The 25063-nt window shown below is 64.0% G+C and carries 24 protein-coding genes; 11 read left to right on the top strand and 13 right to left on the bottom strand.

Annotation, left to right across the window (positions count from 1 at the left end; translation table 11 throughout):
* Positions 1-13: 13 nt before the first annotated feature.
* Complete coding sequence (recN, locus tag AC13C2_RS04725; RefSeq protein WP_482886086.1) at positions 14-1666, top strand: DNA repair protein RecN; 1653 nt, start codon at positions 14-16, stop codon at positions 1664-1666.
* 4 nt (positions 1667-1670) lie between these two features.
* Here the strand turns inward: recN and mgtE are convergent, their stop codons facing one another.
* Complete coding sequence (gene mgtE, locus AC13C2_RS04720) at positions 1671-3059, bottom strand: magnesium transporter (protein ID WP_482886085.1); 1389 nt, start codon at positions 3057-3059, stop codon at positions 1671-1673.
* A gap of 88 nt (positions 3060-3147) precedes the next feature.
* Between mgtE and guaD the strand changes: the two genes are divergently transcribed.
* Entirely contained in the window at positions 3148-4446 is a 1299-nt protein-coding gene (guaD, locus tag AC13C2_RS04715) for a guanine deaminase (RefSeq protein WP_482886084.1), read from the top strand.
* Positions 4447-4557: 111 nt separating this feature from the next.
* On the opposite strand, the gene purB is transcribed toward guaD, so the two are convergent.
* Positions 4558-5859, bottom strand: a complete 1302-nt coding sequence (gene purB, locus AC13C2_RS04710; RefSeq protein WP_424338422.1) for an adenylosuccinate lyase — start codon at positions 5857-5859, stop codon at positions 4558-4560.
* A gap of 73 nt (positions 5860-5932) precedes the next feature.
* Between purB and AC13C2_RS04705 the strand changes: the two genes are divergently transcribed.
* Entirely contained in the window at positions 5933-6355 is a 423-nt protein-coding gene (locus tag AC13C2_RS04705; RefSeq protein ID WP_092762539.1) for a DUF6314 family protein, read from the top strand.
* Here the strand turns inward: AC13C2_RS04705 and AC13C2_RS04700 are convergent.
* Positions 6345-6578: a hypothetical protein gene (locus tag AC13C2_RS04700; RefSeq protein ID WP_092762541.1), complete on the bottom strand. Its 234-nt coding sequence runs from the start codon at positions 6576-6578 to the stop codon at positions 6345-6347. The genes AC13C2_RS04705 and AC13C2_RS04700 overlap by 11 nt on opposite strands.
* Positions 6579-6655: 77 nt before the next feature.
* Between AC13C2_RS04700 and prfA the strand changes: the two genes are divergently transcribed.
* The 3 genes from prfA (at position 6656) to AC13C2_RS04685 (ending at position 9445) form a co-directional block, all read left to right on the top strand.
* Positions 6656-7711 (top strand): peptide chain release factor 1, encoded by a 1056-nt coding sequence (gene prfA / locus AC13C2_RS04695; RefSeq protein WP_339641418.1) that lies wholly within the window; start codon positions 6656-6658, stop codon positions 7709-7711.
* The gene (gene prmC, locus AC13C2_RS04690; protein ID WP_482886083.1) at positions 7708-8541 is read left to right on the top strand and encodes a peptide chain release factor N(5)-glutamine methyltransferase; all 834 of its coding nucleotides are present in this window, start codon (positions 7708-7710) and stop codon (positions 8539-8541) included. Before prfA ends, prmC begins: the two co-directional genes overlap by 4 nt.
* A gap of 160 nt (positions 8542-8701) precedes the next feature.
* On the top strand, positions 8702-9445 hold the full coding sequence (locus AC13C2_RS04685; protein WP_092762546.1) for a DUF4167 domain-containing protein: 744 nt from the start codon (positions 8702-8704) through the stop codon (positions 9443-9445).
* Positions 9446-9491: 46 nt separating this feature from the next.
* Here AC13C2_RS04685 and rsmA read toward each other — a convergent pair whose 3' ends face one another.
* From rsmA to lptF, 6 genes are read right to left on the bottom strand one after another with little or no spacing between them, the layout of a single operon-like run.
* The gene (rsmA, locus tag AC13C2_RS04680) at positions 9492-10328 is read right to left on the bottom strand and encodes a 16S rRNA (adenine(1518)-N(6)/adenine(1519)-N(6))-dimethyltransferase RsmA (protein ID WP_092762548.1); all 837 of its coding nucleotides are present in this window, start codon (positions 10326-10328) and stop codon (positions 9492-9494) included.
* 27 nt (positions 10329-10355) lie between these two features.
* A complete protein-coding gene (gene pdxA / locus AC13C2_RS04675; protein ID WP_482886082.1) occupies positions 10356-11339 on the bottom strand; it encodes a 4-hydroxythreonine-4-phosphate dehydrogenase PdxA in 984 nt (327 codons plus the stop codon).
* Positions 11320-12528, bottom strand: a complete 1209-nt coding sequence (locus tag AC13C2_RS04670) for a peptidylprolyl isomerase (protein WP_482886081.1) — start codon at positions 12526-12528, stop codon at positions 11320-11322. The genes pdxA and AC13C2_RS04670 overlap by 20 nt, the downstream gene beginning before the upstream one ends.
* A gap of 11 nt (positions 12529-12539) precedes the next feature.
* Positions 12540-14726: an LPS-assembly protein LptD gene (locus tag AC13C2_RS04665; protein ID WP_482886080.1), complete on the bottom strand. Its 2187-nt coding sequence runs from the start codon at positions 14724-14726 to the stop codon at positions 12540-12542.
* A complete protein-coding gene (lptG, locus tag AC13C2_RS04660) occupies positions 14726-15823 on the bottom strand; it encodes an LPS export ABC transporter permease LptG (protein ID WP_482886079.1) in 1098 nt (365 codons plus the stop codon). Before lptG ends, AC13C2_RS04665 begins: the two co-directional genes overlap by 1 nt.
* Positions 15820-16956, bottom strand: a complete 1137-nt coding sequence (gene lptF / locus AC13C2_RS04655; RefSeq protein WP_482886078.1) for an LPS export ABC transporter permease LptF — start codon at positions 16954-16956, stop codon at positions 15820-15822. Before lptF ends, lptG begins: the two co-directional genes overlap by 4 nt.
* A gap of 150 nt (positions 16957-17106) precedes the next feature.
* Between lptF and AC13C2_RS04650 the strand changes: the two genes are divergently transcribed.
* Complete coding sequence (locus AC13C2_RS04650; RefSeq protein ID WP_482886077.1) at positions 17107-18603, top strand: leucyl aminopeptidase; 1497 nt, start codon at positions 17107-17109, stop codon at positions 18601-18603.
* On the top strand, positions 18596-19057 hold the full coding sequence (locus AC13C2_RS04645; RefSeq protein WP_424338418.1) for a DNA polymerase III subunit chi: 462 nt from the start codon (positions 18596-18598) through the stop codon (positions 19055-19057). Before AC13C2_RS04650 ends, AC13C2_RS04645 begins: the two co-directional genes overlap by 8 nt.
* 3 nt (positions 19058-19060) lie before the next feature.
* On the opposite strand, the gene AC13C2_RS04640 is transcribed toward AC13C2_RS04645, so the two are convergent.
* From AC13C2_RS04640 to AC13C2_RS04630, 3 genes are all read right to left on the bottom strand, one after another.
* The gene (locus AC13C2_RS04640; protein WP_482886076.1) at positions 19061-19648 is read right to left on the bottom strand and encodes a retropepsin-like aspartic protease family protein; all 588 of its coding nucleotides are present in this window, start codon (positions 19646-19648) and stop codon (positions 19061-19063) included.
* A 28-nt stretch (positions 19649-19676) separates the two neighbouring features.
* The gene (locus tag AC13C2_RS04635) at positions 19677-20285 is read right to left on the bottom strand and encodes a MarC family protein (protein WP_339643459.1); all 609 of its coding nucleotides are present in this window, start codon (positions 20283-20285) and stop codon (positions 19677-19679) included.
* A gap of 73 nt (positions 20286-20358) precedes the next feature.
* Entirely contained in the window at positions 20359-22209 is a 1851-nt protein-coding gene (locus AC13C2_RS04630) for an ABC-F family ATP-binding cassette domain-containing protein (protein WP_482886075.1), read from the bottom strand.
* Between the two features lie 103 nt (positions 22210-22312).
* Here AC13C2_RS04630 and ndk point away from each other — a divergent pair, with 103 nt between their 5' ends.
* The 3 genes from ndk (at position 22313) to AC13C2_RS04615 (ending at position 24740) form a co-directional block, all read left to right on the top strand.
* A complete protein-coding gene (gene ndk, locus AC13C2_RS04625; protein WP_339643453.1) occupies positions 22313-22735 on the top strand; it encodes a nucleoside-diphosphate kinase in 423 nt (140 codons plus the stop codon).
* Positions 22736-22838: 103 nt separating this feature from the next.
* Positions 22839-23312, top strand: coding sequence for a hypothetical protein (locus AC13C2_RS04620; protein WP_482886074.1), 474 nt, complete (start codon positions 22839-22841; stop codon positions 23310-23312).
* 63 nt (positions 23313-23375) lie between these two features.
* Positions 23376-24740: an MATE family efflux transporter gene (locus AC13C2_RS04615; protein WP_424338416.1), complete on the top strand. Its 1365-nt coding sequence runs from the start codon at positions 23376-23378 to the stop codon at positions 24738-24740.
* Here AC13C2_RS04615 and AC13C2_RS04610 read toward each other — a convergent pair.
* The gene (locus AC13C2_RS04610) at positions 24724-25047 is read right to left on the bottom strand and encodes a HesB/IscA family protein (protein ID WP_092762704.1); all 324 of its coding nucleotides are present in this window, start codon (positions 25045-25047) and stop codon (positions 24724-24726) included. The genes AC13C2_RS04615 and AC13C2_RS04610 overlap by 17 nt on opposite strands.
* Between the last annotated feature and the right edge of the window lie 16 nt (positions 25048-25063).

Here is a 25063-nt window from a genome sequence, read left to right as displayed (position 1 = left end):
GCTAGATAGCCGGATGCTCCGCACACTCGATATCCGCGATCTCCTTATCATCGACCACCTCGCGTTGGAATTTCACGCGGGGCTGAACGTGCTGACCGGCGAAACCGGTGCGGGCAAATCGATTCTGCTCGATTCTCTCGGCTTCGTTCTGGGCTGGCGGGGGAGGGCCGAGCTGGTGCGACAGGGGGCCGATCAGGGCGAGGTCTCCGCCAGTTTCGACCTGCCAGCCGGTCACGCTGCCCGCGCGGTTCTGGCCGATCATTCCATCCCTGCCGACGATGGTGAATTGCTGCTGCGCCGCATCAATACGCGGGACGGACGCAAAACCGCCTGGGTCAACGGTATCCGCGTCACCGGCGAGGTGCTGCGCGCGTTGTCCGATACCCTGCTGGAATTGCACGGCCAGCATGACGATCGTGGGCTGCTGGACGTGCGCGGTCACCGCGCGCTGCTGGACGCATTCGCCGGGTCGGACCTGTCTCCGGTGTCGCGCGCGTGGTCCAGCCTCAGCCTTGCCCGCCGGACGCTCAAACTGGCCGAAGCCCGCCGCGACGAGGCCCGCGCCGAGGAGGATTTCCTGCGCCATGCGGTCGCGGAATTCGATGCCCTGGACCCACAAGCCGGAGAGGAAGCCGACCTCGACGCCCGCCGCCGTCTGATGCAGGGCGCCGAGAAAATACGTGCCGACGTCGCCCGCGCCCTGCAGGCGATCGGGCCGCAGGGGGCCGAAGGTCAGATGATTGATGCAACCCGCTGGCTCGAGGGCGCGGCGGACAGGGCAGGTGACACGATCAACCCTGCCATCGACGCGCTGAACCGCGCCATGGTCGAGTTGTCCGACGTACAGGCCGGGGTCGAATCCTGCCTGGATGCGCTCAGCTTCAATCCGTATGAGCTGGAGGAGACGGAGGAGCGGCTGTTCGCCATCCGCGCGTTGGCCCGCAAGCACGGCAGGCAACCCGACGATTTGCCCGCATTTGCCGCCGAGTTGCGCGAAAGGCTGGCCCTGCTGGATGCATCCGAAGGTGCGCTGCCGAAATTGCAGGCCGAGGCGGACGCGGCGCAAAAGGCGTACGACACCGCCGCCGCCGCCCTCACCGCTACGCGCACAAAGGCGGCCAAATCGCTGGACCGCGCTATGGCAGAAGAGCTCGCCCCGCTCAAGATGGACCGTGCAACCTTCACGACGATCGTCACCCCCGCCACGCCCGGCCCCGACGGGGCCGACGGGGTCGCCTTTGAGGTTGCCACCAATCCCGGTGCGCCTTCCGGCCCGCTTAACAAGATCGCATCGGGCGGCGAACTCAGCCGCTTCTTGCTGGCCCTGAAGGTCTGCCTGACCGGCGGCGACCGCACCCTGACGCTGATTTTCGACGAGATCGACCGCGGCGTCGGAGGAGCCACTGCGGACGCGGTCGGTCGCCGTCTGAAGAAGCTGGCCGACGGCGGCCAGGTCCTCGTCGTGACGCATTCTCCGCAGGTTGCCGCCTTCGGCGCGCATCACTGGCGCGTCGAGAAATCTATCGCCAAAGACATTACCACCTCGACCGTCGTCCCGGTTGCTGAAACCGACCGCGTCGACGAAATTGCCCGCATGCTAGCCGGTGACACGATTACAGACGCGGCCCGTGGTGCGGCGCAGGCCCTGTTGGACGCGGCTGCCTGAGCGCCTAGAGCAACCAGAGCGCCGCCAGCCCCAGAAACGCGAAAAACCCGACGATATCCGTCACAGTGGTCACGAAAGCGCCGGACGCGAGTGCCGGATCGATCCCGACCTTTTCCAGCACGACCGGTATGCCCACGCCCGCCAGCCCCGCAACGATCATGTTGATGACCATCGCCACCGCGATCACCGCCCCCAGCATCAGCGAGTCGAACCAGATAATGCCCACAACGGACATGATCGCCGCGAAAGCCAACCCGTTGATTGCGCCCGCCATCACTTCGCGCCGGATAATCCGCCAGACGTTCGCCCCTGTCAGGTCGCGCGTCGCAAGCGCGCGCACCGCCACGGTCAGCGATTGTGTGCCTGCATTGCCGCCCATCGACGCCACGATCGGCATAAGAACGGCCAGCGCGACGATCTGGGTCAGCACCGCCTCGAACTGAGAAATCACCATTGATGCCAGGATAGCCGTCACCAGGTTGACCGCCAGCCAGGGAAACCGTCGCCGGACGACGCCCAGCGTCTTGTTGGACAGCGATTCCTCGGCGTCCACACCGGCCAGACGCAGAATGTCCTCCTCGGCTTCCTCATCCAGAATCCGGATCGCGTCGTCGATGGTGATGACCCCCAGAAGACGGTCGTCAGCATCCGTCACAGCGGCGGAAATAAGGTGGTACTGGTTGAAGGCATAGGCGACTTCGCTTTCGGGGTCGGTGACTTCGAAGGTGCGGAAACTTTCCTCCTCGATGTCCGACAGCGGCACATCGCGCGCCGTCGCAAGAAGTTTGCCCAATGTCACATGACCCACCGGCCGCATCCGCGGATCGACCAGAATGACATGATAGAACTGCTCGGGCAGATCCTCGGCGGTTCGCAGATGGTCGATGGCCTGTCCGACGTTCCAGAACGAGGGCGCGACGACCACCTCGCGCTGCATCAGGCGACCGGCGGAATACTCCGGATAGGTCAACGCCTGTTCGACCGCGACCCGGTCAATGTCGGTCAGTGCGCCAAGGATCGCACCGGCCTGCGTCTGATCGTCCAGGTTCTCGATCAGGTCAACGACGTCGTCGGTGTCCAGCTCGCGAACCGCGTCGGCGACATCCTCGGCGGGCAGCGCGGCGAGGATCTCCTCGCGCAGCGACTCGTCCAGTTCCGACAGGATTTCCCCGTCGATATTACCGGACCACAATTCGATCAGGGTGGCGCGTTCCAGCTCGGTGATCTGTTCCAGAATGTCGGCGATATCTGCGCCGTGCAAAGGTTCCAGAAGGTCGTCCAGCGCCATGGAATCGCGCTCGTCCAGCGCGGTGCGCACCAGTTTCAGGCGCGGTTGATCCAGCTCGATGTCATCGTCGATTTCATCATCGATCTGCAGGTCCGGCTCGTCCATGCGCTGTCTCCCCGTGCTGTTGCTGTGGGGATAGCGCGCCTGCCGAGTAAGGGGTAGCGGGGATTTCGCCGTGCAGGTAGGCAGGGGCATGACATCTCTGATCCTCGGCCAGACACTGGCTTTCACCTCAGATCCCTTTGCGACCGATCCAACCGAGGCGGTTGTCCATCACAGACATGGTGCTGTTGCGATGGAGGATGGACGCATCGTGGTAACCGGCCCCGCGGACCGGCTTCGCGCCGACTATCCCGATGCAAAGGTTACGGATCACGGTCAGAACCTGATCCTGCCGGGTTTCGTCGATGCCCATGTCCATTATCCGCAAACCGCGATCATCGCCTCCTGGGGCAAGCGGCTGATCGACTGGCTGAATACCTATACCTTCCCCGAGGAGGCGCGGTTCAACGACCCCGCTTACGCCGGTGAAATTGCCAATCGCTACCTCGATCTTGCGCTCGCGCACGGCACGACATCCGCCTGCAGCTTCGCCACAATCCACCCCGCCAGCGTTGATGCAGTTTTCGAGGCCGCGGCCAAGCGCGATATGGCTATCTGGGCGGGCAAGACCTGTATGGATCGCAATGCCCCGGACACCCTGCGCGACACGGCGCAATCGGCCTATGACGACAGCGCCGCCTTGCTGTCGAAATGGCATGGGGCAGGGCGCGCACGTTACGTCATCACGCCGCGCTTTGCGCCGACGTCCACGCCCGACCAGCTATCGGCATTGGGCGCGCTCTGGTCCGAGAACCCGGATTGCATGATGCAAACGCACCTGAGCGAACAGACCGATGAAATCGCCTGGGTCGGCGACCTGTTTCCCGACGCGCGCGATTACCTCGACACCTACGAGACGCATGGTTTGCTGGGCGAACGCGGTCTCTACGGGCACTCCATCCACCTGACGGATCGCGAAAAGGATCGACTGGCCGACGTCGGTGCCGCCATAATCCACTGCCCGACATCCAATACATTCATCGGGTCGGGCCTGTTCGACATGGGGATGTCGGCGCGGATGCGTGTCGGACTTGCCACCGATACCGGCGGCGGCAGCAGCTTTTCGATGCTGCGCACCATGGCCGCCGCCTACGAAGTCGCGCAACTGCGCGGCACCGCCCTGCACCCTGCGCAGCTTCTGTATCTGGCGACCGAAGGGTCGGCGCGCGCCTTGATGGCCGATGACATCGGGCGATTGGCGCCCGGCGCGATGGCAGATCTTGTCGTCCTCGACCTGGCTTCGACCCCCGCCATCGCACAACGGCAGGCGCAGGCCGACGATCTCTGGGAAGCAGTGTTCCCGACCATCATGATGGGCGACGACCGTGCCGTCGCGCAGACCTATGTCGCGGGCAGACCGATGAAATCCGGTCTGTCACGGTCTGGCTAGCCGGGAACGGTCGGCTTGTCGCCCGCGTCGGCAGCGTCCCCGACGGTGACGGCCACGTTGGGCATCGCACAGCCTTCGTGAACTCCGAACCGGAGCTTCGATAAGCCTGACCTAGCCGAAGACCCGCTTGAAGATCGTGTCGACATGCTTGGTGTGATAGCCAAGATCGAACTTTTCCCTGATCTCATCCTCGGACAAAGCCGCCCGAACGTCCGCATCGGCCAGCAATTCGGTCTGAAAATCAGCGCCTTGCTCCCAAACTTTCATCGCATTGCGCTGCACCAGTTTATAGCTGTCCTCGCGGCTGACCCCGGCCTGCGTCAGCGCCAGCAAGACCCGTTGCGACATCACAAGGCCCCGGAACTTGTTCATGTTCGCCAGCATGTTGTCGGGATAGATCACCAGCTTGTCGATCACGCCCGTCAGGCGCGACAACGCAAAATCCAGCGTCACGGTCGCATCCGGCCCGATCATCCGCTCGACGGAGGAGTGGGAAATATCCCGCTCATGCCACAGCGCGACATTCTCCAACGCAGGAATGACGGCCATCCGTACGATCCGCGCCAAACCCGTCAGGTTCTCGGTCAGAACGGGGTTGCGCTTGTGCGGCATGGCACTTGACCCCTTCTGGCCCGCGCTGAAAAATTCTTCCGCCTCCAGCACTTCAGTCCGCTGCATGTGGCGGATCTCGATGGCGATATTCTCGACCGACGACGACACGACAGCAAGCGCGCAGAAGAAGGCGGCATGGCGGTCACGCGGGATGACCTGCGTGCTGATCGGCTCCGGCTCCAACCCCAGCTTGGCGCAGACGTGCTCCTCGACCGCCGGGTCGATATTGGCAAACGTTCCGACCGCACCGCTGATGGCACCCGTCGCGATTTCCGCGCGCGCTGTTTGCAGCCGTTTCAGGTTGCGCGCCATTTCCGCGTAAAACCGCGCAAAGGTCAGGCCCATCGTCGTCGGTTCCGCATGAATGCCATGCGATCGCCCGATCCGAACCGTGTCTTTATGTTCGATGGCCCGACGTTTCAGCGCCTCCAGCAATGCCTCGACATCCGCGATCAACAGATCGGCGGCGCGCACCAGTTGCACATTAAAGGTGGTGTCCAGAACGTCCGAAGATGTCATGCCCTGGTGCACGAAGCGTGCTGCGTCCGCACCGATGATCTCGGCCAGATGCGTCAGGAACGCGATGACGTCATGCTTGGTCACCGCCTCGATCTCGTCGATGCGCGTGACGTCGAAGTCCGTATCCCTGGCCTTCCACACGGCTTCGGCGTTTTCGCGGGGGATGACGCCCAGATCGGCCATCGCATCGCAGGCATGGGCCTCGATCTCGTACCAGATGCGGAATTTCGTCTCAGGCGACCAGATGGCGACCATTTCGGGGCGGGAATAACGGGGGATCATGGCGGCACTCTCGACTGGTGGACGGGTCGCGTGCCTCTTAGGGTGCAGAGGTTCTCACCGCAAGGAAGCTGCCATGACCCCGGCTGATCGTCTGGCCCAATTGTCGGGCAAGTGGCAGGTCGCGCGGGTGATCCGTCACGCCGATGGCACGACGGCCCGGTTCAGCGGCACGGCGGACTGGTCCCCGGACGCAACTGGTCTTCGCTGCGATGAGATCGGGTCGCTGACCATTGGCGCCATGGCCCCGGTGTCGGGCAACCGAACGACACTCTGGCAGGCGCAGGACAATGCCATCGCGGTGGCCTTCGCCGATGCGCGCCCATTCCATGTCATCGGACCCGGACCGCGCCCTGCCGCGACGCACGACTGCGCGCCCGATACATATTGCCTGACGTATGATTTCACGCTCTGGCCACGCTGGTCGGTGCGCTGGCATGTCATCGGGCCGCGCAAGGACTACCGCGCCCTGACGCGGTATTCCCGCCTCAACTACTGATGCAGTCTCGCCCCGTGTCCCGCCAGATCGACACGTTCAACGACATATCGCAAAGCGCCATGAAACTTCGGCCCCCCACGGTAAGACAGGCTTCGACTCCCATTTCGACCCGCCCGCCGGTCGTGTCGGTGCAATAACAGTCGACACCGGGCATCGGAGGATAAAGATCCTGGGCCGCCGCAGGAAGGGCGGAAAGACACAGAAACAGGACAACACGGCGCATCGGCAATACCTCCTGCCGAATATGCTAACATTCCGGGTGCCCTTGACCAAATCCGATCTGCCCCGCATCACGCGCGCATGATCCCGTCCGACCGCCTCGATCAGATCCTGTCGCGCTTCGAATATCTCGAAGCGCGCCTGAATGCAGGGCCCGAGGCATCGGAGATCGCCGACCTGACGCGTGAATATTCCGATGTGAAGCCGGTTGCCGAACAGGTTCGCGCGCATCGCCTGCTGGAACGTCAGATCGACGAGGCGCGCGCCATGCTGGCCGACGCTGAAATGGCCGAACTGGCGCAGGCCGAACTGCCGGAACTCGAGGCCGCGCTTGCGGCGGGGCAGGCGCAGTTGCAGCTTGCGCTGCTGCCCAAAGATGCCGCCGACGCGCGGCCCGCGATCCTGGAAATCCGGCCCGGCACTGGCGGCGACGAGGCGTCGCTCTTCGCCGCGGATCTGGAAACCATGTATCGCCGCTATGCCGAAGGACGCGGCTGGCGGGTCGAGATGATAGAACGGCAGGAAACCGATCTGGGTGGCATCAAGGAACTGACGGCCCGGATCGAGGGCGAGAACGTCTTCGCGCGCCTCAAGTTCGAATCCGGGGTCCACCGGGTTCAGCGCGTACCCTCGACCGAATCCGGCGGGCGCATCCATACCTCTGCCGCGACCGTCGCCGTCCTGCCCGAGGCGGAGGAGGTCGATATCGACATCCCGGCCACCGATATCCGTATCGACACGATGCGCGCATCCGGGGCCGGCGGGCAGCACGTCAACACCACCGATTCTGCCGTGCGCATCACGCACCTGCCGACCGGCATCGTCGTGACCAGTAGCGAGAAATCCCAGCACCGCAACCGCGAGATCGCGATGAATGTGCTGCGCGCACGGCTCTATGAGGCGCAGCGGGCGGCGGTCGATGCCGAACGGTCCGCAGACCGGAAGGCACAGGTCGGGTCGGGCGACCGCAGCGAACGCATCCGCACCTATAATTTTCCACAGGGCCGCATGACCGACCACCGGATCAACCTGACACTCTATAAGCTCGACGCCGTGATGCAGGGCGATCTGGACGATGTCATCGACGCCCTGACCGCCGATCTTCAGGCGCAGTTGATGGCCGAGATGGGAACATGAACGAAACCGACGTTGCCCGCGCCATGCACTCCGCCCGTCAGCGGATGGAACTGGTCGGCATCCCCGACCCGGCGCGTGACGCCTCCGCGCTGTTTCTTGCCGTGGCCGAGGATGCGGTGGGCAGCGGCGACACCATGCCGCCCGATATCGCGGATGCCTATGAACGGGCGATCCGGCGTCGCCTTCGCCGCGAACCGGTATCGCATATCACCGGACGGCGCGCCTTCTGGATGCATGATTTCATCGTCAATGCCGACGTACTTGACCCGCGTCCCGACACTGAAACGCTGATCGAGACTGCATTGCAGACGAAGTTCACGAACGTCCTCGACCTTGGCACCGGGTCCGGCTGCATCCTGCTGTCGCTTCTTTACGAACAGACCGAAGCGGCCGGGCTGGGCACCGACATCTCGGATGACGCTTTGAAAGTTGCGGCACAGAATGCGGCGATGGTCGGCGTCGCCGATCGCGTGACCTTACTCAACTCCGACTGGCTGGCGTCGGTCGAAGGCGCCTTCGATCTCATCGTCTCCAACCCGCCCTATATCACCGCTTCGGAAATGGCCGATCTGTCGCCCGAAGTCCTGCACGAGCCGCACCTCGCCCTGACGCCCGGCGGCGATGGATTGGACGCATATCGCATCATCGCCCGCGACGCATCGGCGCACCTTACCTCCGGCGGTCGCCTTCTGGTAGAAATCGGCGCGACGCAGGCAGATGATGTTTCGGCCCTGTTTCACAAGGCCGGATTGACCAACGTGGCGGTAAAATGCGACCTCAACGGCAAGGATCGGGTGGTTTCGGCAGAAAAACCGGCCAATGGGCAATAAATCAGCTTGTATGTGCGGCCCGACACACCCATAACCTACACAGCATCGGCGGTTGACACGGTAAGACGTGCCCCGGATGCGACGCCCGACCATCTCCGGACCCCGCGACCCGCATGAGACGGGCAGGGTCCACGGCAACGATCAGCGGAATACACCACGCATGAGAAGCAGCAAGTCCCGTTCGCGGAACAAGAACCGTAGTCGCAACCCTCAGGGCGGCGGCAATATCATCAATCGGACGTTCGACAGCTCCGGCCCCGAGGGCAAGGTGCGCGGAACGCCCGCGCAGGTCATCGAGAAATACAACCAGTTGGCCCGGGATGCGCAGCTATCCGGCGACCGCGTCGCCGTCGAGAACTTCCAGCAGCATGCCGAGCACTACACCCGGTTGCTTGCCGCCGCCCAGAAGGAGCTGGAGGCCCGCCAGCAGAATAACCAGCAGAACAGCAGCAATCAGCCGAACAACAACCAGCAGAACAGCAACCAGACCGGGGGCCAGCAGAATGGCAACCAGAATGGTCAGCAGAACAATAACAACAACCAGAATAACCAGAACCCCAACCAGCAGGGCGGCGGTCAGGACAATTCCGGTCAGGGCGGCAATCAGGGCGGTAACCGTCGTCGCGATAATCGCAACGACACCCGCAACGATCAGGGCAACGATCAGGGTGGTGACGCCAGACAACCGGTCGAAGCATCACAGCCCGACACCCCGACGCGGAGCAGTAAACGTGCACAGACCGTCGACGTAATCGACGCGCCCGAGGTCGATAACGGGCCGGTCGAGACGCCTGAAAACCGCGCCGATGCGCCGCCCGCCGACAAGCCCAAACGCACCCGCGTGCGCAAGAAGGCCCCGGCCAAGGTGGAAGACACATCCAGCGAACCGGCTGCGGACAGCTGATACCGGCCTGAAAATGCACAAGGGGTCTCCGGCCCCTTGTGTCAGCTCAGGCGATTTCGCGGGCCAGGGCGCACCAGGCCTCCAGCGGTATCTGCTCGGCCCGGTCGGTGGGCTTGATCCCTGCCGCGACCAGACGATCTTCCACATCCGGCACCAGCCCCTTCAACGCGGCGCGCAGCATCTTGCGCCGCTGGTTGAAGCCCTTGGCGACAACCCGTTCCAGAACCGCCGCATCCGCTGGAAACCGCGGCGCAGGCAAGGCTGTGAAATGCACCACCGCTGAATGGATCTTGGGGGGCGGTGTGAACGCCTCGGGCGGCAGCGTCATCGCGATGCGCACGTCGCAGCGCCATTGCGCCAGAATCGCCAGCCGCCCGTAGGCCTTGGACCCCGGCGCGGCGACGATGCGTTCGGCCACTTCCTTCTGGAACATCAGCGTCAGGCTTTGCCATGGTGGGGGCCAGCTGGCGGGCGTCAGCCAGCGCACCAGCAATTCCGTCCCGACATTATACGGCAGGTTCGAAATGATCCGCCACGGCGTACTCAGATGATCGCTTGCGTCCAGCTTCAGCGCGTCCGCGTTCACAACGGTCAGGCGACCGGGGCAGGCGGCTTCGATCTGGGCCAGGGCGGGCAGACACCGCGCGTCCTTTTCCACGGCCAGAACATGCCGGGCTCCCTCGGCCAGCAATCCACGTGTCAGACCACCGGGACCGGGTCCGACCTCCAGTACATCGACGCCTTCCAGCGACCCGGCGACACGTGCGATCCGCGCCGTGAGGTTCAGGTCCAGCAGGAAATTCTGGCCCAGGGATTTCTTGGCGCGCAAATCATGCGCATTTATGACGTCGCGCAACGGCGGCAGGGTATCGATCTGGCTCATGCTACTCGCCTTAGCGGGGGCGGGGCCTCAGGCCAAGGCGTTCCGGAGTTGTCCCATGTCCCACGCCATCCGGATTGCCGCGATGATCGACGTCGGATCGGCTACGCCGCGCCCGGCGATGTCGAAGGCGGTGCCATGATCGGGCGAGGTGCGGATGAACGGCAAACCCAGCGTGACGTTCACGCCGCCCGCGAAATCGATGGTCTTGATCGGGATCAGCGCCTGATCGTGATACATCGCCACCGCCGCGTCGTATCCGGCTCGTGCGCCCGCGTGAAACATCGTGTCGGCGGGCAGGGGGCCGAAACAGCCCAGTTCGGGGGCCAGCCGCGCGACCAGATCGGCGATCCACTCGACCTCCTGCCGTCCCATGGTGCCGCCTTCGCCCGCGTGCGGGTTCAATCCGGCCACCGCGATGCGGGGCGCGGCGATGCCGAAATCCCGGCGCAGGCCCGCATGGGTGACGCGCAGCACCGTCTCCAGAACAGCGGGCGTCAACTCCGTCGATACCCGGTCCAGCGCGATATGGATGGTGGCGGGCACGACGCGCAACGCGGGGCAGGCCAGCATCATCACGACATCGACGTTACCGGCCAGTGCGGCCAGGTATTCGGTATGCCCCGGATGCGGAAAATCCGCCCCATCCTTCAACGCCTTCTTGTGAATCGGCGCGGTCACGACACCAGATACCCTGCCGCCCAGGGCCAGATCGACGGCCCGCGCGATGGCGGAAATCACCCCCGCCGCCTGTTGCCTGTCGGGCCAGCCGGGGCGCGCCGGGCCGGGAACGTCATGGGGCAGGATGCAAAGCGCATCGTTTCCCGCTTCGGACGGGTCGTCGATCAGACGCATCAGGGCGCCGAACCCCGCAAAATGGTCGGGGTTCCCGATCACGAAGAACGGCACATCTGAAATTTCAGTCCGCGCCTTGGCGATCACTTCGGGACCGATGCCCGAAGGTTCCCCGCAAGTGATCGCCAGTGGCCGGGTGTCAGCGGGTGATGATGGCATCGGCGCGCAGTTCCGCCAGCAAACCGTCGGCATAGCTGCCCAACCGCTGATTCAGCAATTGCTGGCCCAGCCGGGTAAATGCCTCATCGTCGGCTTCGACTTCGCGACCGCACATCATGATGAAGCGCAGGAACCCGTCGCGCGTCAGAAGGGTCGAGACTTCGCCCTCGTCCAGCTTGGCCAACTCCTGCCGCAGATCGCCTGCCAGGCTGGAGGTCGGCACGGTCTGGCGCGTCAATTGCCCCTGTCCGGCGTTCGGCAGAACACCGTAAAGGTCGTCGCAGGCGTCGATCCGGTCCTGCAACTGCGCGGCGATGCCAAGTGTTTCCGCCGTGCGGCCCCCGGGGATCAGGTATTCGGCATAATCGACGCTCAGGGCCGTCGGCGCGTTGACCGGAGAATCGTCCAGACCGCGCAGGATGAACAGCCCGATAAATGAGCCGAGGTTCACCGGGTCCGAAATCTCGCCGGGTGCAAGCGTCAGCACCTGACTGGCGATCGGCGGGGCCAGTGCATTCAGGTCGACATAGTCGATCCGTCCGCCTGAGCGGGCCGAGTTCGACTTGGAATAGGTGCGAGCCGCCTGCTCGAACGCGGCCTGACCGGATATCGTATCGGACAGCCGTTGTGCCAGCGCTGCCTGTTCGGCCTGATTTTCAGGTGTCAGCGGAAGTACGATTTCCGACAGCAGAACCCGGACATTGGCGGCCCCGCCACGGGCCAGCGTGCGCCGGACTTCGGCTTCGTTCGGTCGCGACTGCGGCCCGAACCTTTCCTGCACCAGATTGCGCCAATACAGCCCGTTTCGCACGAAATCGCGGAATGTTTCGGCGGCAACGCCCTCCTGCTCCAGGGCCGCGATGAACGCATCGGGGCTCAGGTTCGCCCGGCCGGCGAATTCAACCAGCCCGGCATCCAGGTCCTCGGCGGTCAGCTCCACGCCCGCGGCTCTGGCGGCCTGCACCTGCAACGCCTCGTCGATCAACACGTCGGTCGCCCCTTCGGGATCGGCATTCGGTGCCCGCAACAGTCCGAAAAAACGGGCGCGCTGCTGCACCTGAAAGTTGGTGATTGCCTGTCCGTTGACGGTCGCCGCAGCCGCGAACGGTTGTTGCGCCGCGCCCGGCGTTGCCAATCCGGCCAGCCCCAGCGTGATGGCCACCGTCAGTGTCGCCAGAAATCGTGTCATTGCCCGCCCTCTCATATTCCGCAGCGCCGTTTTCGGTCGCGCCGGTCGTCCGCTCCGAAGCCTGCCAGTTCTATACCCAGTCCGAAACTGGTCGATGATTGCAGCGTGGTCGTCGATGTGAAGCGTCGCTCCACATCAAAATCGACCGTCAGGCAATCCGACAGATAGGTCAGTCCCAGACCGGCGCTGCTGGCGTCGTTCGTGATGAAGTCATATCGCCAGTTTACCCGCCCCGTCCAGTCACGGCCCAGGTCGCGCGACGCATCCACCGCCCATTCCGATGTAGCTGTCGGTCGGCCCGCCCCGGCGTCCGCCTCCAGCCAGGTATAGCGCGTCTCCAGCGCGTGCCGTTCGCCATTCCAGCGCAGAATGGTTTCGGAGCGGGAAAACTCCAGACCGTCCGAAAGCAGCGACCGCTGCATCAGCTGAAATCCGTCGCCAGAGTCCGCCTTGAACGCCAGCAGCCAGTCCGAGGCCGTTCCCGCAAGTCCCGTGCCCTGGCGAAACTGACCCAAGTCGTCCTGCCGCCATATCCGTCCCGCCGTCGCTCCGACCTTCCAGCCGGACGGGTCGTAGCGGGTATAGCTGACGCCGATATTCAACCTGTTGCCCAATTCCCTCTGGTCACGACCCGCGAACCGTGACGGCGAAAACAGGTTTCCCTCATCGAATTCGGTGGTGAGACTGTCCTCGTTGGGTGTCAGGCGGCGATCGTTCGGTGCCAGGATCACCTGTGCGATCGGCTCGATCACGTGGCGCACGCCGCCCGCCTCGGCTCGCGCCATCGGCAAACGCAACTCCAGACCCGCATAGGGCACGGCACGCAGGAAGGTCGTATCCGGGAAAAACGGGTCCTGCTGCACATTATAGGCATCCAGATTCAGCCCACCCAGGGCCGTCGTAACAAGTCCCGAGTCGAAGATGCGACTGCGCTTCCAATCCACGCCCGCCGACAGGCGCAGCGTGTCGCGCGCAGAATTGGCAGGCATGCCCGCAGGAACCGTGCTCGCGTCACGGTTGCGGGCATGCGCCTGCAGCGTCCAGACGGTCTGACCGCCCAGAAAACTCTCGGGGACGCGCCGCTGCCGTTCGATGGTAAAGACCGGCGTCGGCTGGAATCGGTTGTTTTCGCCGTCGCGCAACGTATTGAAGGCGATCACTTCTGCCAGAAACCGGTCCTCTCGGTCGACCCGCGTGATGGCGATGCTGCTTTCCAGAAGATCCTGCTGGCCGATACCATAGGTTGCCAGATAATCCTTGTCGCTGACCGCCTCGATATTGAATGTCAGCCGGTAATCGCGGGGCAGCGAAAAGTTTCCTTCTGCGAAGATATACCCCCGCGTTTCCCCCGGTCGGATCATATCGCTGGACAGCGCCCCGTTCACCTCGATGTCACCGTTGTCGAATGCCTGACGATATCGGAAGCCCAGGCTGCGCGTTTCGGTGTTCGTGATGAACGGCGTCAGCGTCAGATCGCGCGATGGCCCCAGTTCGATGAAATAGGGCAGTGAAAGACCGGTGCCCAGCAAATCGTCCGAGGTCAGCCGGGGGGTCAACAAACCGGTCGACCTTTCCTGCGTCGGATCGGGCAGGCGAAGACGAGGGAACCAGGCGATGGGCACGCCGACCACCTCGAACCGGGCACCTTCGAAATAAAGCTGCTGTTTTTCCTTGTCGTGGACGATGCGCCGCGCCCTTATCTGCCAAAGCGGCACAGGACTGCCGACGCAGACCTGACAAGACGACGCGACGGTCTGATAAAGCTGCGTATACCGCCCCTCGGCATCGGTCGCGATTTCGGACGCGGCGATCTGCAGGCGTTGATCCAGAACCAGACGTGCCCCCTGCAGGACCGAATTGCGCAGATCCGACGCCAGCGATGCGAAGTCCGCGACCAGAATCGCGTCCGGCCCGTCCAGCAAGGTCAACGGCCCATCGACGATGACCCGGTCCTCGGCCCGAAGATAGGTCACGCGCGTCGCGCGCAGGATGCGCCCGTCAAAATAAATCTCGACGTTACCTTCCGCGACCAGTTTCCCGGCGTCGAACTCGACGCTATCCGCCACCAGCGTTGCCGGGGCCACCTGCTGCGCGGCATCGGCCGCCGCGACGGTCGTCTGCGCGAAGGCGGAGACCGGGAAAACAATCAGGCAGGTGCCACCCATCAGGCGGGCCAACAGCGCGATGATCAGACGCATCACCCGTCCTCCAGACGCAGAATGATACCTGCGGACAGCAGGATCGCGGCAATCGGCGGCGACCACGCGGCCAGCACCACGGGAAGCTGCCCGTTCTCGCTCAGCACCTGAGCGAAGTTGCGCAGAAAGAAAACCCCGAACCCCAGAAGAAGCGCCGTCAGCACCATTATTCCCGACCGCCCGGCCCGGACCTGACGCATCGAAAACGCCGCCCCGATCAGGACCATGGCTGCCAGCATCAGCGGGTTCGCCAATTCCATCTGCAACCAGATGCGGTGCGTGCGCCCCGAAAAGCCGGCGGCGTCAAGCTGACGTATGAATCCCGGCAACTGAAAGATCGGGATCGACGACGGCACGCCGAAACTGTCGCGGATCTGATCGCGGGTCAGCGATGACGGGATCGTGGCTATGGCCACGGCGCGCGAGTCGCGCTCGGGGTTTTCGGACTGGCTGAGCGGCCACATCTTCGCGTCCGCCAGCAACCATTCTCCGTCGGTCAGTTCGGCCTGCGCCGCCTCGATCCGTTCGACCGGCGTGCCATTCGCATCGAACGACAGGAACGTCACATCATAGAGCAGGGTCCCGTCCAGCGACGACCGCTGCGCGCGGATCACCGTCTGGCCGGTGCCGTCGCCCTGCCGCAGCCAGACGCCCTCCTCGCTGATCGACATCACGCTGCTGGACCCGGTGCGCCACCGCGCGATCTCCCGTTCATAGACGCCCTGCGTCGCGGCTACGATGGGATTCACGGTCACCAGTGCGGCAACGCCCAGAACGAACGCGGCCATGACGGGCGCGAAGGCTGCCCGCATCGCCGAGCGGCCCGCGGCCCGGATCACCACCATTTCGGACGACCGCGCCAGCGACAGGAACAGTGCCAGCGTCGACAGGATCACGATCAACGGCAGGATCTGATAGAGCGCCGCCGGCAGGTTCAGCGCCGCCAGCCGCAAGCCGTCCCCTACATCTCCGCCGCGCCCGTCCAGACGGCGCAACTGCTCCATCAGGTCGATGGGCAGCAGCAGGCCGGTGAATACCAGCGTGACGATGAACACCAGCCACAGGAACCGGCGCGCCAGATACATCTGCAGGATCATGCGCCCCCCCCGGTCCGGCGCAGACGCAGCGGCCCGAATGTACTGCGCCAGATCAGCCCCGCCCCCAGGGCCAGCGTCATCAGCGAAGGCACATAGGTCAGCCACCACCCCCCGACCTGGCCGCGGGCGGCGGTTTCTGCGATGTTGCCCAGCATTTTCAGTATGATGGCCGCCACGACCGCCGCCAGAATCTGGCGCCACAACCCCAGCCGCGAATAGCCGCCCAGCATCAGGAACCCAAGCGCCATCAACGGCAGGGCGAAGGCGAAGAGGGCCTCGGATATCCTGAGATGACCTTCGTACTGCAATTTCGCCACATCCACACCCGTCAATTCCTGCGTCGTGGCGTCGGCCCGCAGCAGCTCGGGCGTCGACAATTCGCGCGGATCGCGCGTCCTTGCGGCGGCGGATCCGGCCAGCCCCGCCAGATCATAGGCGAAATCGTTGAACGTCGTGGTCACCAGATTGCGGTCCACGGTTTGCAGGGTCTGGGCCATGCCGTCGAACATCACCAACCGCGTGCCTCCGCCCACGTCCGGGTCGGCACGGACCAGAATGGCGCGTTCGGCGGTGTAGGACGTGCGCACCTCGGGGCTGCGACGATCCTGAAGGAACAGGCCCAGAAGTTCGCCCCGCTGCGTGATCTCGCGGACATAGACGGTGATGCCCGCGCCGGGATGGATGAACTCGCCCTCCTTCAGGAACCGCGCGGTCACATCCTGCGACAGTTGCGCACCCCGCACCGCCAGTGCGCTGCGCGACGCCGGGGTCAGCACATGCGCCAGTACGCTGACCATCAGCGCGACGACGAAGCCGAAGATCAGCACCGGGCGCGCCAGCCGCCAGGGCGACAAGCCGGTCGTCTGCGCCACCACCATTTCGGACTCCGCCGCCAGCCGGTTGATCCCGTAGAGCGTGGCCACCAGTGCCGATACCGGCAGCACCGCCATGATCACGTTGGGCAGGGCCAGCGCTGTAAACTCCAGGAAGGTCAGAATGTTCGATCCGCCCGCGATCAGCTGGTCGAACAGCCCGATCGCCCGGTTGACCCAATAGACCGCTACCAGAACCAGGCTGAAGAAGCTGAAATACATCAGCAATTGTCCCGAAAGGTATCTGTCGAACAGGCCCAATCATCCCCCTCCCGGAACGTTCTCCGGGCTCATTTGACCCTTCCTAGCGGGCTTGGCGCTGGCATCAAACCCCAGATTGCGGCGCGTGTCTGGAAAGTCACCGACCCCCCGTTTAGGGTCGCGCGAAATCACACTCTCCCGGAGCATCCCATGACCGCACCCGCCCCCGTCCGCTTTGTCGAAACCGATCTGGACGCCTTGGCCACGTTCGACGGTGTAATCGCCTGTTTCGTCGTCACCGACGGGACGCTGGGGGTCGAGGCGCGGCGTCTGAACCGGCTGACCAAGGGGGCCGTGAAACGGGCGGTCGACAGCCCGGCTTTCGATAAACTGGACGCGGGCGAAGTGCTGGACCTCGGCTTCCCGACCGGCGTCGCGGCCACGACCGTCGCCATCGCCAAACTCGACCGTCGCCCGCATATGATGAAGGCGATGGGGGCCGGGGCCGCGGTCGCCAAACTGCGCGGCTCGCGCGATCTGCTGATCCTTGGCGGCACGCTGCGCCGCCTGACCGATGCCGTTCTGGGCGCCGCCCTGCGCGGCTACGATTTCAGCGACCACAAGACCGGCAACGACAAAAGCCCCGCTGCTGCCGTCACCGTGATGACCTCCAGGCCCGACGAGGCCGAAACCGCCTTCGCCGATGCCCGCGCCGTGGCGGAAGGCGTGTTCTTTACCCGCGATCTGGTGAACGAACCGGCGAATGTCCTGACCACAGCGGAGTTCGCCACCCGGCTGGAGGCCCTCACCGACCTCGGCGTCAAAGTCGAGGTGCTGGAGGAAGCCGACCTCGAAAAGCTCGGTATGCGCACACTTCTGGCGGTGGGGCAGGGATCGGAGTCGCCCTCCAAGGTCGTGGTGATGGAATGGAACGGCGGGGCTGACGAGAAACCCTTCGCCCTGATCGGCAAGGGCGTGGTCTTCGATACCGGCGGCATCAGCATCAAACCCTCTGCGGGCATGGAGGACATGACGATGGACATGGGCGGGGCCGGCACCGTCGCGGGCGTCATGCACACCATCGCCAAACGCAAGGCCAAGGCGAACGTGGTGGCGCTGGTCGGTCTGGTCGAGAACATGCCCGACGGGCGCGCAATCCGCCCCGGCGATGTCGTCGCCTCGATGAAGGGCGATACGGTCGAGATCATCAACACCGACGCCGAAGGCCGCCTCGTGCTGTGCGATGTGATGTGGTATGCGCAGGAGCGGTTTCAGCCTACGGGCATGATCGATCTCGCCACCCTGACCGGGGCCATCGTCGTGGGTCTGGGCCACGAAAACGCGGGCGTGTTCTCGAACAACGACACGCTCTGCGATGCGTTCCTGAAGGCGGCGAAAGACACCGGCGAAGGCGCGTGGCGGATGCCGCTGGGCGATGCCTACGACAAGCTGCTGAAATCGCGCGTGGCCGACATGAAGAACATCGGCGGCCGCCCCGCGGGGTCGATTACGGCGGCACAGTTCCTGCAACGGTTTGTGCGTGACGAAACACCGTGGATCCACCTCGACATCGCGGGCGTCGCCTCCGTCTCGGGGGGCACGGCGCTGGCCCCGGCGGGCGCGACCGGCTGGGGTGTCCGCGCTCTCGACCGGTTGATCCGCGACAGGTTCGAGCCGAAGCCGGAGGCCGACTCCACCGATGGGTGAGGCCTATTTCTACCATCTGACCCGCACTGCCGTGGATGCGACGCTGGCCAATCTGCTGACCCGTTCGCTGGCGCAATCGTGGCGCGTGGCCGTGCGCGGCGGCGATGCCGGGCGGCTGGAGTGGCTGGACGAACGTTTGTGGCTGGGCGACGGCTTTCTTCCGCATGGTCGGGCCGGCGGGCCGCATGATGCGCGCCAACCCGTCCTGCTGACGCTGGGCGCTGCGGACAATGCCCCCGACTGTCTGATGGCGGTCGACGGGGCCGAGGTCGCGGCCGATGAAGTCACGCAGATGCAGCGCACCTGCATCCTGTTCGACGGCACCGACGGCGAGGCTCTGTCCCGGGCCCGGAGCCAATGGAGGGCGCTGACCGAAGCGGGCTGCGCCGCGCGCTACTGGTCCGAGGAAACGGGGAAATGGGTGGAAAAGGCGACGAAGAACGTCCCCGGCTAAGCCCTAGCGGATCAATCGCAGCCGATTGCCCTCGATCTCGATCTTGCCGAAGGTCTGCAGGTACGACATCCCCAGAAGGCTGACCCCCAGATCGCCTTCGCCGACGATGGCACGCACATCGGTGTTGACGGTATCGCCCAGCTTCACTTCGTCCAGAAAGACCTGTGCGGTGCGGATCGTGCCGTTCGCCGTAATCGCCTGACCGAAATATTGCAGCCCATCCAGGTTGATCCCGACCGCCACCGCGTCGTCGCGGGACAGCACGATGTCGCTGGCCCCGGTGTCGACCACGAAGTCGATCGGTTGACCGTTCACACCCAGCGTCATGTAGTAATGCCCGTCGCGTCCCAGGGGCACGTCCACGATCGTGCCCGCTTCGCCCGAGAGGTAGGTTTGCGATGGCATCAGGGTCTGCTGCACGCGGTCCCAGTTGCCGAAGATAAGTGCGGCAGTCAGGAAGATGAAGAACCAGATCGCCGCCTGCTGCGCGACCTGACCCAATCGGTGACGGTTCGCAATGAAATAGGACCCGCCGATGACAAGCCCGAACAGAGAAAGGTAAATCAGATAGGCGGTGTCATCTCCGGTCATGACGCTAATCTAGGCACGTCGGCGCAACTTACCAGCCCGGAAGATCGCTCAGGCCGTCCAGAACGAACTGAACCGACAGCGCCGCCAGCAACATTCCCAACAGGCGTGTCACCACATTCGTTCCGGTGTGGCCCAGCAGCCGTTCGAGGGGCGTGGCCAGCAGAAAGAACCCGAATACCCCCGCGATCACGACCAGCATGACCCCGATTGCCTGCACAGACCCGATGGCGCTGGCATTGTCGGTCAACAGGATCATCGTCGCGATGGCCCCCGGTCCGGCAATCAATGGCAGGGCAAGGGGGAAGACCGACGGGTCGCTCGTCGGCTCATCGGCGCGACCCTCGCGCTTGGGCTGACGCTTTTCGAACAGCATCTCCAGCGCCGTGAGGAACAGCAGCAGGCCGCCGGCGATGCGGAACGCAGGCATCGAGATCCCGAGGAAGGTCAGGATCGACTCCCCCAAAAGCGCGAAGGCAATCAGAAGGCCGGCAGCGATCACGCAGGCGCGGATGGCAATGGCCCGGCGCAACTGCGGCGTCATGCCCGCCGTCATCGCGACGAAGATCGGGGCCAGACCGATCGGGTCGATGACGACGAACAGCGCTGTGAAAGCGGTGATGGCTTCGGTCAGGGTCATGGGAAGTGCCTTGGGTCCCGTGCACGCATGTCTGTACGGGGGGTGTACAGGGGGTGCACGGGGGGTGACAGGGTTATTTCTGCGCTTTTTCGAGGCTTTCCATCGCCGTCAGCCACATCGCTTCGGCCCGGTCGGATGCCTGCATCACCTCGGCATATTTCTTGTTCCAGGTCTCCAGCTCACCCTTGCGGCCTTCCTCGTAGAGCGACGGGTCGGCCAGCTTCTTGGCCAGCTTGTCGCGCATGTCCTCGATCTTCTTCACGCGCTCCTCCGCGCGCCGCGTCTCGGACCGCAGTTCCATCAGCTTGTCACGGCTGACGGGTTTGGGTTTTTCCTTTTCGCGTCCAGGCTTTGCAGGCTTGTCTTCACCCTGCAGAAGCAGCTTGCGATACTGCTCCAGATCGCCCTCATACGGGCCGACAGTGCCGCCTTTGACCAGCCACAAACGGTCCGCAACAAGGCTCAGCAGATGCATGTCGTGGCTGACCAGAACCACGGCGCCCGTATAGGCCGTCAAAGCATCTACCAGCGCTTCGCGGCTCTCGATATCCAGGTGGTTCGTCGGCTCGTCCAGGATCAGCATGTGCGGCGCGTCCAGCGTGGCCAGAAGCAACGACAACCTGGCCTTCTGCCCCCCCGACAGCTTGGCCACCACAGTCTCCGCCTGATCGACACCCAGCCCGAATCCGGCCAGCCGCGCGCGCAGCTTGGGTGGGGCATCGTCAGGGCGTTCGCGCTTGAGGTGTTCGAGGGGCGTCTCGTCAACGAAAAGCTCGTCCACTTGGTGTTGCGCGAAATAGCCGATCCGCAACTTCTTCGACGCGATGCGCTTGCCATCAGACGTCTTAAGTCTGTCTGACAACAACTTGGAAAGCGTGGATTTTCCTTCACCGTTCCGACCCAGCAGCGCGATGCGATCATCTTGATCTATTCGAACATTAAGGCGCTGCAACACGGGGTCGCCGCCGTACCCGACAGCTGCCGCATCCAGCCGCAGGATCGGCGGCGACATTTCTTCGGGTTGGGGGAAAGTGAACACAGTCCGCGCGGCGTCCTCGGGCGCCCGGATGGTCTCCATCTTTTCCAGCATCTTGACCCGGCTCTGCGCCTGTTTCGCCTTGCTGGCCTTCGCCTTGAAACGGTCCACGAAGCTTTGCAGATGCGCCCGCCGCGCCGCCTGCTTGGATGCCTCGGCTGCCTGACCTGCGCGTTTCTCGGCGCGGGCGCGGACAAACTGATCGTAAGTTCCTGTATAGTAAGTCAGTTTCTTGTCTTCAAGATGCAGGATGCCGCCCACCGCACGGTTCAGCAACTCGCGGTCGTGGCTGATGATGATGACAGTATGCGGATACTTGGCAAGATAGCTTTCCAGCCACAATGCGCCTTCAAGATCGAGGTAGTTCGTCGGTTCGTCCAGGAGCAACAGATCGGGCTGCGCGAACAGCACGCCCGCCAGGGCGACACGCATACGCCAGCCGCCGGAATAATCCGAACAAGGCCGCGACTGTTCATGAACTTCGAAGCCCAAACCTTTGAGAATGCTGGATGCACGTGCCTCGCCGGACCAGGCATCGATGTCCTGCAGGCGGGCCTGAACCTCGGCGATACGATGCGCGTCCGTGGCGGTCTCCGCTTCGGCCATCAACGCGGCACGTTCGGTATCGGCATCCAGAACGGTCTGCAACACGGTGACATCGGACGACGGCACCTCCTGCGCGACGCCGCCAATGCGGGCGCGGGACGGAAGGGACATGTCGCCGGAGTCCAGGGCCAGTTGGCCCCGGATCAGACGGAAAAGCGTCGTTTTGCCCGTGCCGTTGCGTCCCACAAGGCCGACCTTGTGACCTTCGGGAATGGTGGCGCTGGCGCCTTCGAACAGGGGCCGTCCGGCGACGGAATAGTTGAGGTCGGTGATTTGTAGCATGGGCGGTGCCATGGCGGCTGCGACGCCCGCCGTCAACACCCGGTTTCCTTTGGTCTGCGACGCTGCTAGAGGCCCGCCAAACGTAACCTGACCGGAGACCGACATGGCCCTCGAACGCACCTTCTCGATCATCAAACCCGATGCCACCCGGCGCAACCTGACCGGCGCGATCACCGCCAGGTTCGAAGAGGCGGGCCTGCGCGTCGTTGCCTCCAAGCGTATTCAGTTGTCACTGGCCCAGGCTCAGGAATTCTACGGCGTCCACAAGGATCGTCCGTTCTTTGGTGAGCTGACCGAATTCATGGTCTCCGAACCCATCGTGGTGCAGGTTCTGGAAGGTGAAAATGCCATCGCCAAGAACCGCGACGTCATGGGCGCGACCAATCCGGCCGATGCAGATGCGGGCACGATCCGCAAAGACTACGCGCTGTCGATCGGCGAAAATTCGGTTCACGGGTCCGACGCGCCCGAGACCGCCGCGGAAGAGATCGCGTTCTTCTTTTCCGGTCTCGAACTGGTCGGCTGACACACCGCGAGCATCTGATAACGAGGCGTCCTTCGGGACGCCTTTTTTGATGTGCGGAACCCTGAGGATGACCCGGTTGTTTGTCCGGTCAGGAGGGTCTTTTATGAAAAACCCGGCGACGCCCCCGCAAATGGCGGCAAATCACATGGTAGCCACTGAAACCGTTGAAAATGACGATATCAGTCGCCCCGACCGTCAGTCCGATGTGTTGCGCCACCTGCTGTCGACATGCGAGGCGGCGCTGGATCACATCGATATCCAGGGCCAGCCCGCTGAAGACGTTGAGATACTTTTGGCTTGGCACGATTCCTTGCGCGCTTTGGAAGAGGACATCTCGGCCCTTCTGATTTCCCGCGGAAGTCTGCCCGCCGAGGGTGGCGGACTGATCGAAGGAGTCCGATCGTTGCTGTCGAAAGGCGGGTTGCCCGATGTCGTCAAGGATGGCACGCGCCTGCTGGACCTGATCGCCGACGGCATCGAGGCCGCCTCCGAGCCGCGCATTCGCGACGTGTTGGAACGGCAGCGCGCACGTCTTGTTGTGAGTGTGAACGACGCGCAGGACAGACTGGACGCCTAAGGCAAACCCGGTTCTGCCCTTGCAGGGATTGCCGCGCCGTTCGCGTCGGCGTAGCGGCTGGGCATGTCAGACCGGCTTTCACTTCATCTGCGGCGCACGTTGATTCTGGGTCTGCCGCTTGTCGGCAGCCAGCTGGCGCAGATTCTGATCGGCTTGACCGACACATTGATGCTGGGGCGCTATTCGGTCGCGGCATTGGCGGCATCGACCCTCAGCACGTCGTTCTTTTTCGCGATGTTCGTGCTGGGGTCGGGTTTTGCCGTGGCCTGCATGCCCATGGCGGCCATCGCGCTGGCCAGAGACGACGAGGTGCGGGTGCGCAGGATTGCGCGAATGGGGCTGTGGCTGTCGTTGGCGACGGGCCTTGCAATGGCACCCCTGATGATATTTTCCGAACCGATCCTGCTGGCGCTGGGGCAGAGGGCTTCGGTCGCGGCGGACGCCCAAAGCTATCTGCGCGTGGCAGGTTTCGGCATGATCCCGGCGTTGTTGACCGCCACGTTCCGCAGCCACCTGAGCGCGCTGGAACGCACCCGGATTGTTCTTGTCGCGACGCTGGTGGCCGCCGGGCTGAATATCGCGCTGAACTGGCTGTTGATTTTCGGGAACCTGGGCTTTCCTGAAATGGGTTTGCGCGGGGCGGCGCTGGCTTCGGTAGCGGTGCATGTGCTGACGACGCTGGTGCTGGCGCTTTATGCGACGCGTGGTCCGGACATGGCGCGGTTCGATCTGCTGCGGAACATCCACCGACCCGACTGGCCCGCCTTCGGCGAGATATTTCGGCTGGGCTGGCCCATCGGTCTGACGCATCTGTCCGAATCCGGCCTGTTCACCGGATCGGCCCTGATGATGGGCTGGCTGGGGACGGTTCCGCTGGCCGCGCATGGCGTGGCGATCCAGATCGCGGCTTTGACCTTCATGGTCCATCTGGGCCTGTCGTCCGCGGCCACGGTGCGGGTCGGGCGGGCCTGGGGCATGGGGGACGCGGGCGCCTTGCGGCGTGCGGCCATTGCGGCGGGCCTTTTGTCGGGCATCGTCGTGGCGCTGTCGCTGGTGATGTATCTGGGTTTTGGCGAGTGGATCGTATCAAATTTCATTGACCCGACCGACCCGGATGCCGCCGCGATCCTGACGCTGGGGACGCATCTTCTGGTGCTGGCGGCACTGTTCCAGCTTGTGGACGCGGGGCAGGTCATGGCGCTGGGGTTCCTGCGCGGAGTGCAGGATACGCGGCGGCCGATGATCTATGCGATCGTGTCCTATTGGGTACTGGGTATACCGGCCAGCTATCTGCTGGGCTTTCCGCTGGGGCTGGGACCGGATGGTATCTGGCTGGGTCTGGTCGTCGGGCTGGCGGCGGCAACCGTGGCGCTGATGACCCGCTTCGTGCGGATCACGCGACCGGATCTGGCTACATCGAGAAGCTGACGCCGCAGCCGCAACTGCTGGAGGCATTCGGGTTCTGGATCGTGAACCGCGCGCCGATCAGTTCTTCGGTAAAGTCGATGGTCGCACCGCCGAGAAAGGGCAGGGACACTTCGTCTACCACGACCTTTTCGCCCGCGCCCTCCAGCACCGTATCGCCTTCGGCAATGTCATCCAACTCGATCTGATACTGGAACCCGGAACATCCGCCACCCTCGACCGCGACGCGAAGGGCCTTGCCCTGACCGCCTGCACCGATTTCGGACAGACGCTCGAAAGCGCGGGGGGTGACGCGGGGGGGAAGGGACAGGTCCATCTTGGCCTCG

This window comes from Jannaschia sp. L-14R, from assembly GCF_056857695.1.
This window is presented reverse-complemented; position numbering and strand designations above follow the sequence as displayed.

Excerpts from the sequence above, each read along its gene's own strand:
- mgtE (WP_482886085.1), bottom strand. The coding sequence starts at position 3,059 with ATGGACGAGCCGGACCTGCAGATCGATGATGAAATCGACGATGACATC.
- purB (WP_424338422.1), bottom strand. The coding sequence starts at position 5,859 with ATGATCCCCCGTTATTCCCGCCCCGAAATGGTCGCCATCTGGTCGCCT.
- recN (WP_482886086.1), top strand. The coding sequence starts at position 14 with ATGCTCCGCACACTCGATATCCGCGATCTCCTTATCATCGACCACCTC.
- prfA (WP_339641418.1), top strand. The coding sequence starts at position 6,656 with ATGATCCCGTCCGACCGCCTCGATCAGATCCTGTCGCGCTTCGAATAT.
- AC13C2_RS04665 (WP_482886080.1), bottom strand. The coding sequence starts at position 14,726 with ATGCGTCTGATCATCGCGCTGTTGGCCCGCCTGATGGGTGGCACCTGC.
- AC13C2_RS04700 (WP_092762541.1), bottom strand. The coding sequence starts at position 6,578 with ATGCGCCGTGTTGTCCTGTTTCTGTGTCTTTCCGCCCTTCCTGCGGCG.
- AC13C2_RS04670 (WP_482886081.1), bottom strand. The coding sequence starts at position 12,528 with ATGACACGATTTCTGGCGACACTGACGGTGGCCATCACGCTGGGGCTG.
- lptG (WP_482886079.1), bottom strand. The coding sequence starts at position 15,823 with ATGATCCTGCAGATGTATCTGGCGCGCCGGTTCCTGTGGCTGGTGTTC.
- prmC (WP_482886083.1), top strand. The coding sequence starts at position 7,708 with ATGAACGAAACCGACGTTGCCCGCGCCATGCACTCCGCCCGTCAGCGG.
- AC13C2_RS04645 (WP_424338418.1), top strand. The coding sequence starts at position 18,596 with ATGGGTGAGGCCTATTTCTACCATCTGACCCGCACTGCCGTGGATGCG.
- guaD (WP_482886084.1), top strand. The coding sequence starts at position 3,148 with ATGACATCTCTGATCCTCGGCCAGACACTGGCTTTCACCTCAGATCCC.
- AC13C2_RS04635 (WP_339643459.1), bottom strand. The coding sequence starts at position 20,285 with ATGACCCTGACCGAAGCCATCACCGCTTTCACAGCGCTGTTCGTCGTC.
- AC13C2_RS04640 (WP_482886076.1), bottom strand. The coding sequence starts at position 19,648 with ATGACCGGAGATGACACCGCCTATCTGATTTACCTTTCTCTGTTCGGG.
- ndk (WP_339643453.1), top strand. The coding sequence starts at position 22,313 with ATGGCCCTCGAACGCACCTTCTCGATCATCAAACCCGATGCCACCCGG.
- AC13C2_RS04615 (WP_424338416.1), top strand. The coding sequence starts at position 23,376 with ATGTCAGACCGGCTTTCACTTCATCTGCGGCGCACGTTGATTCTGGGT.
- rsmA (WP_092762548.1), bottom strand. The coding sequence starts at position 10,328 with ATGAGCCAGATCGATACCCTGCCGCCGTTGCGCGACGTCATAAATGCG.
- AC13C2_RS04650 (WP_482886077.1), top strand. The coding sequence starts at position 17,107 with ATGACCGCACCCGCCCCCGTCCGCTTTGTCGAAACCGATCTGGACGCC.
- AC13C2_RS04620 (WP_482886074.1), top strand. The coding sequence starts at position 22,839 with ATGAAAAACCCGGCGACGCCCCCGCAAATGGCGGCAAATCACATGGTA.
- AC13C2_RS04630 (WP_482886075.1), bottom strand. The coding sequence starts at position 22,209 with ATGCTACAAATCACCGACCTCAACTATTCCGTCGCCGGACGGCCCCTG.
- AC13C2_RS04685 (WP_092762546.1), top strand. The coding sequence starts at position 8,702 with ATGAGAAGCAGCAAGTCCCGTTCGCGGAACAAGAACCGTAGTCGCAAC.
- pdxA (WP_482886082.1), bottom strand. The coding sequence starts at position 11,339 with ATGCCATCATCACCCGCTGACACCCGGCCACTGGCGATCACTTGCGGG.
- AC13C2_RS04705 (WP_092762539.1), top strand. The coding sequence starts at position 5,933 with ATGACCCCGGCTGATCGTCTGGCCCAATTGTCGGGCAAGTGGCAGGTC.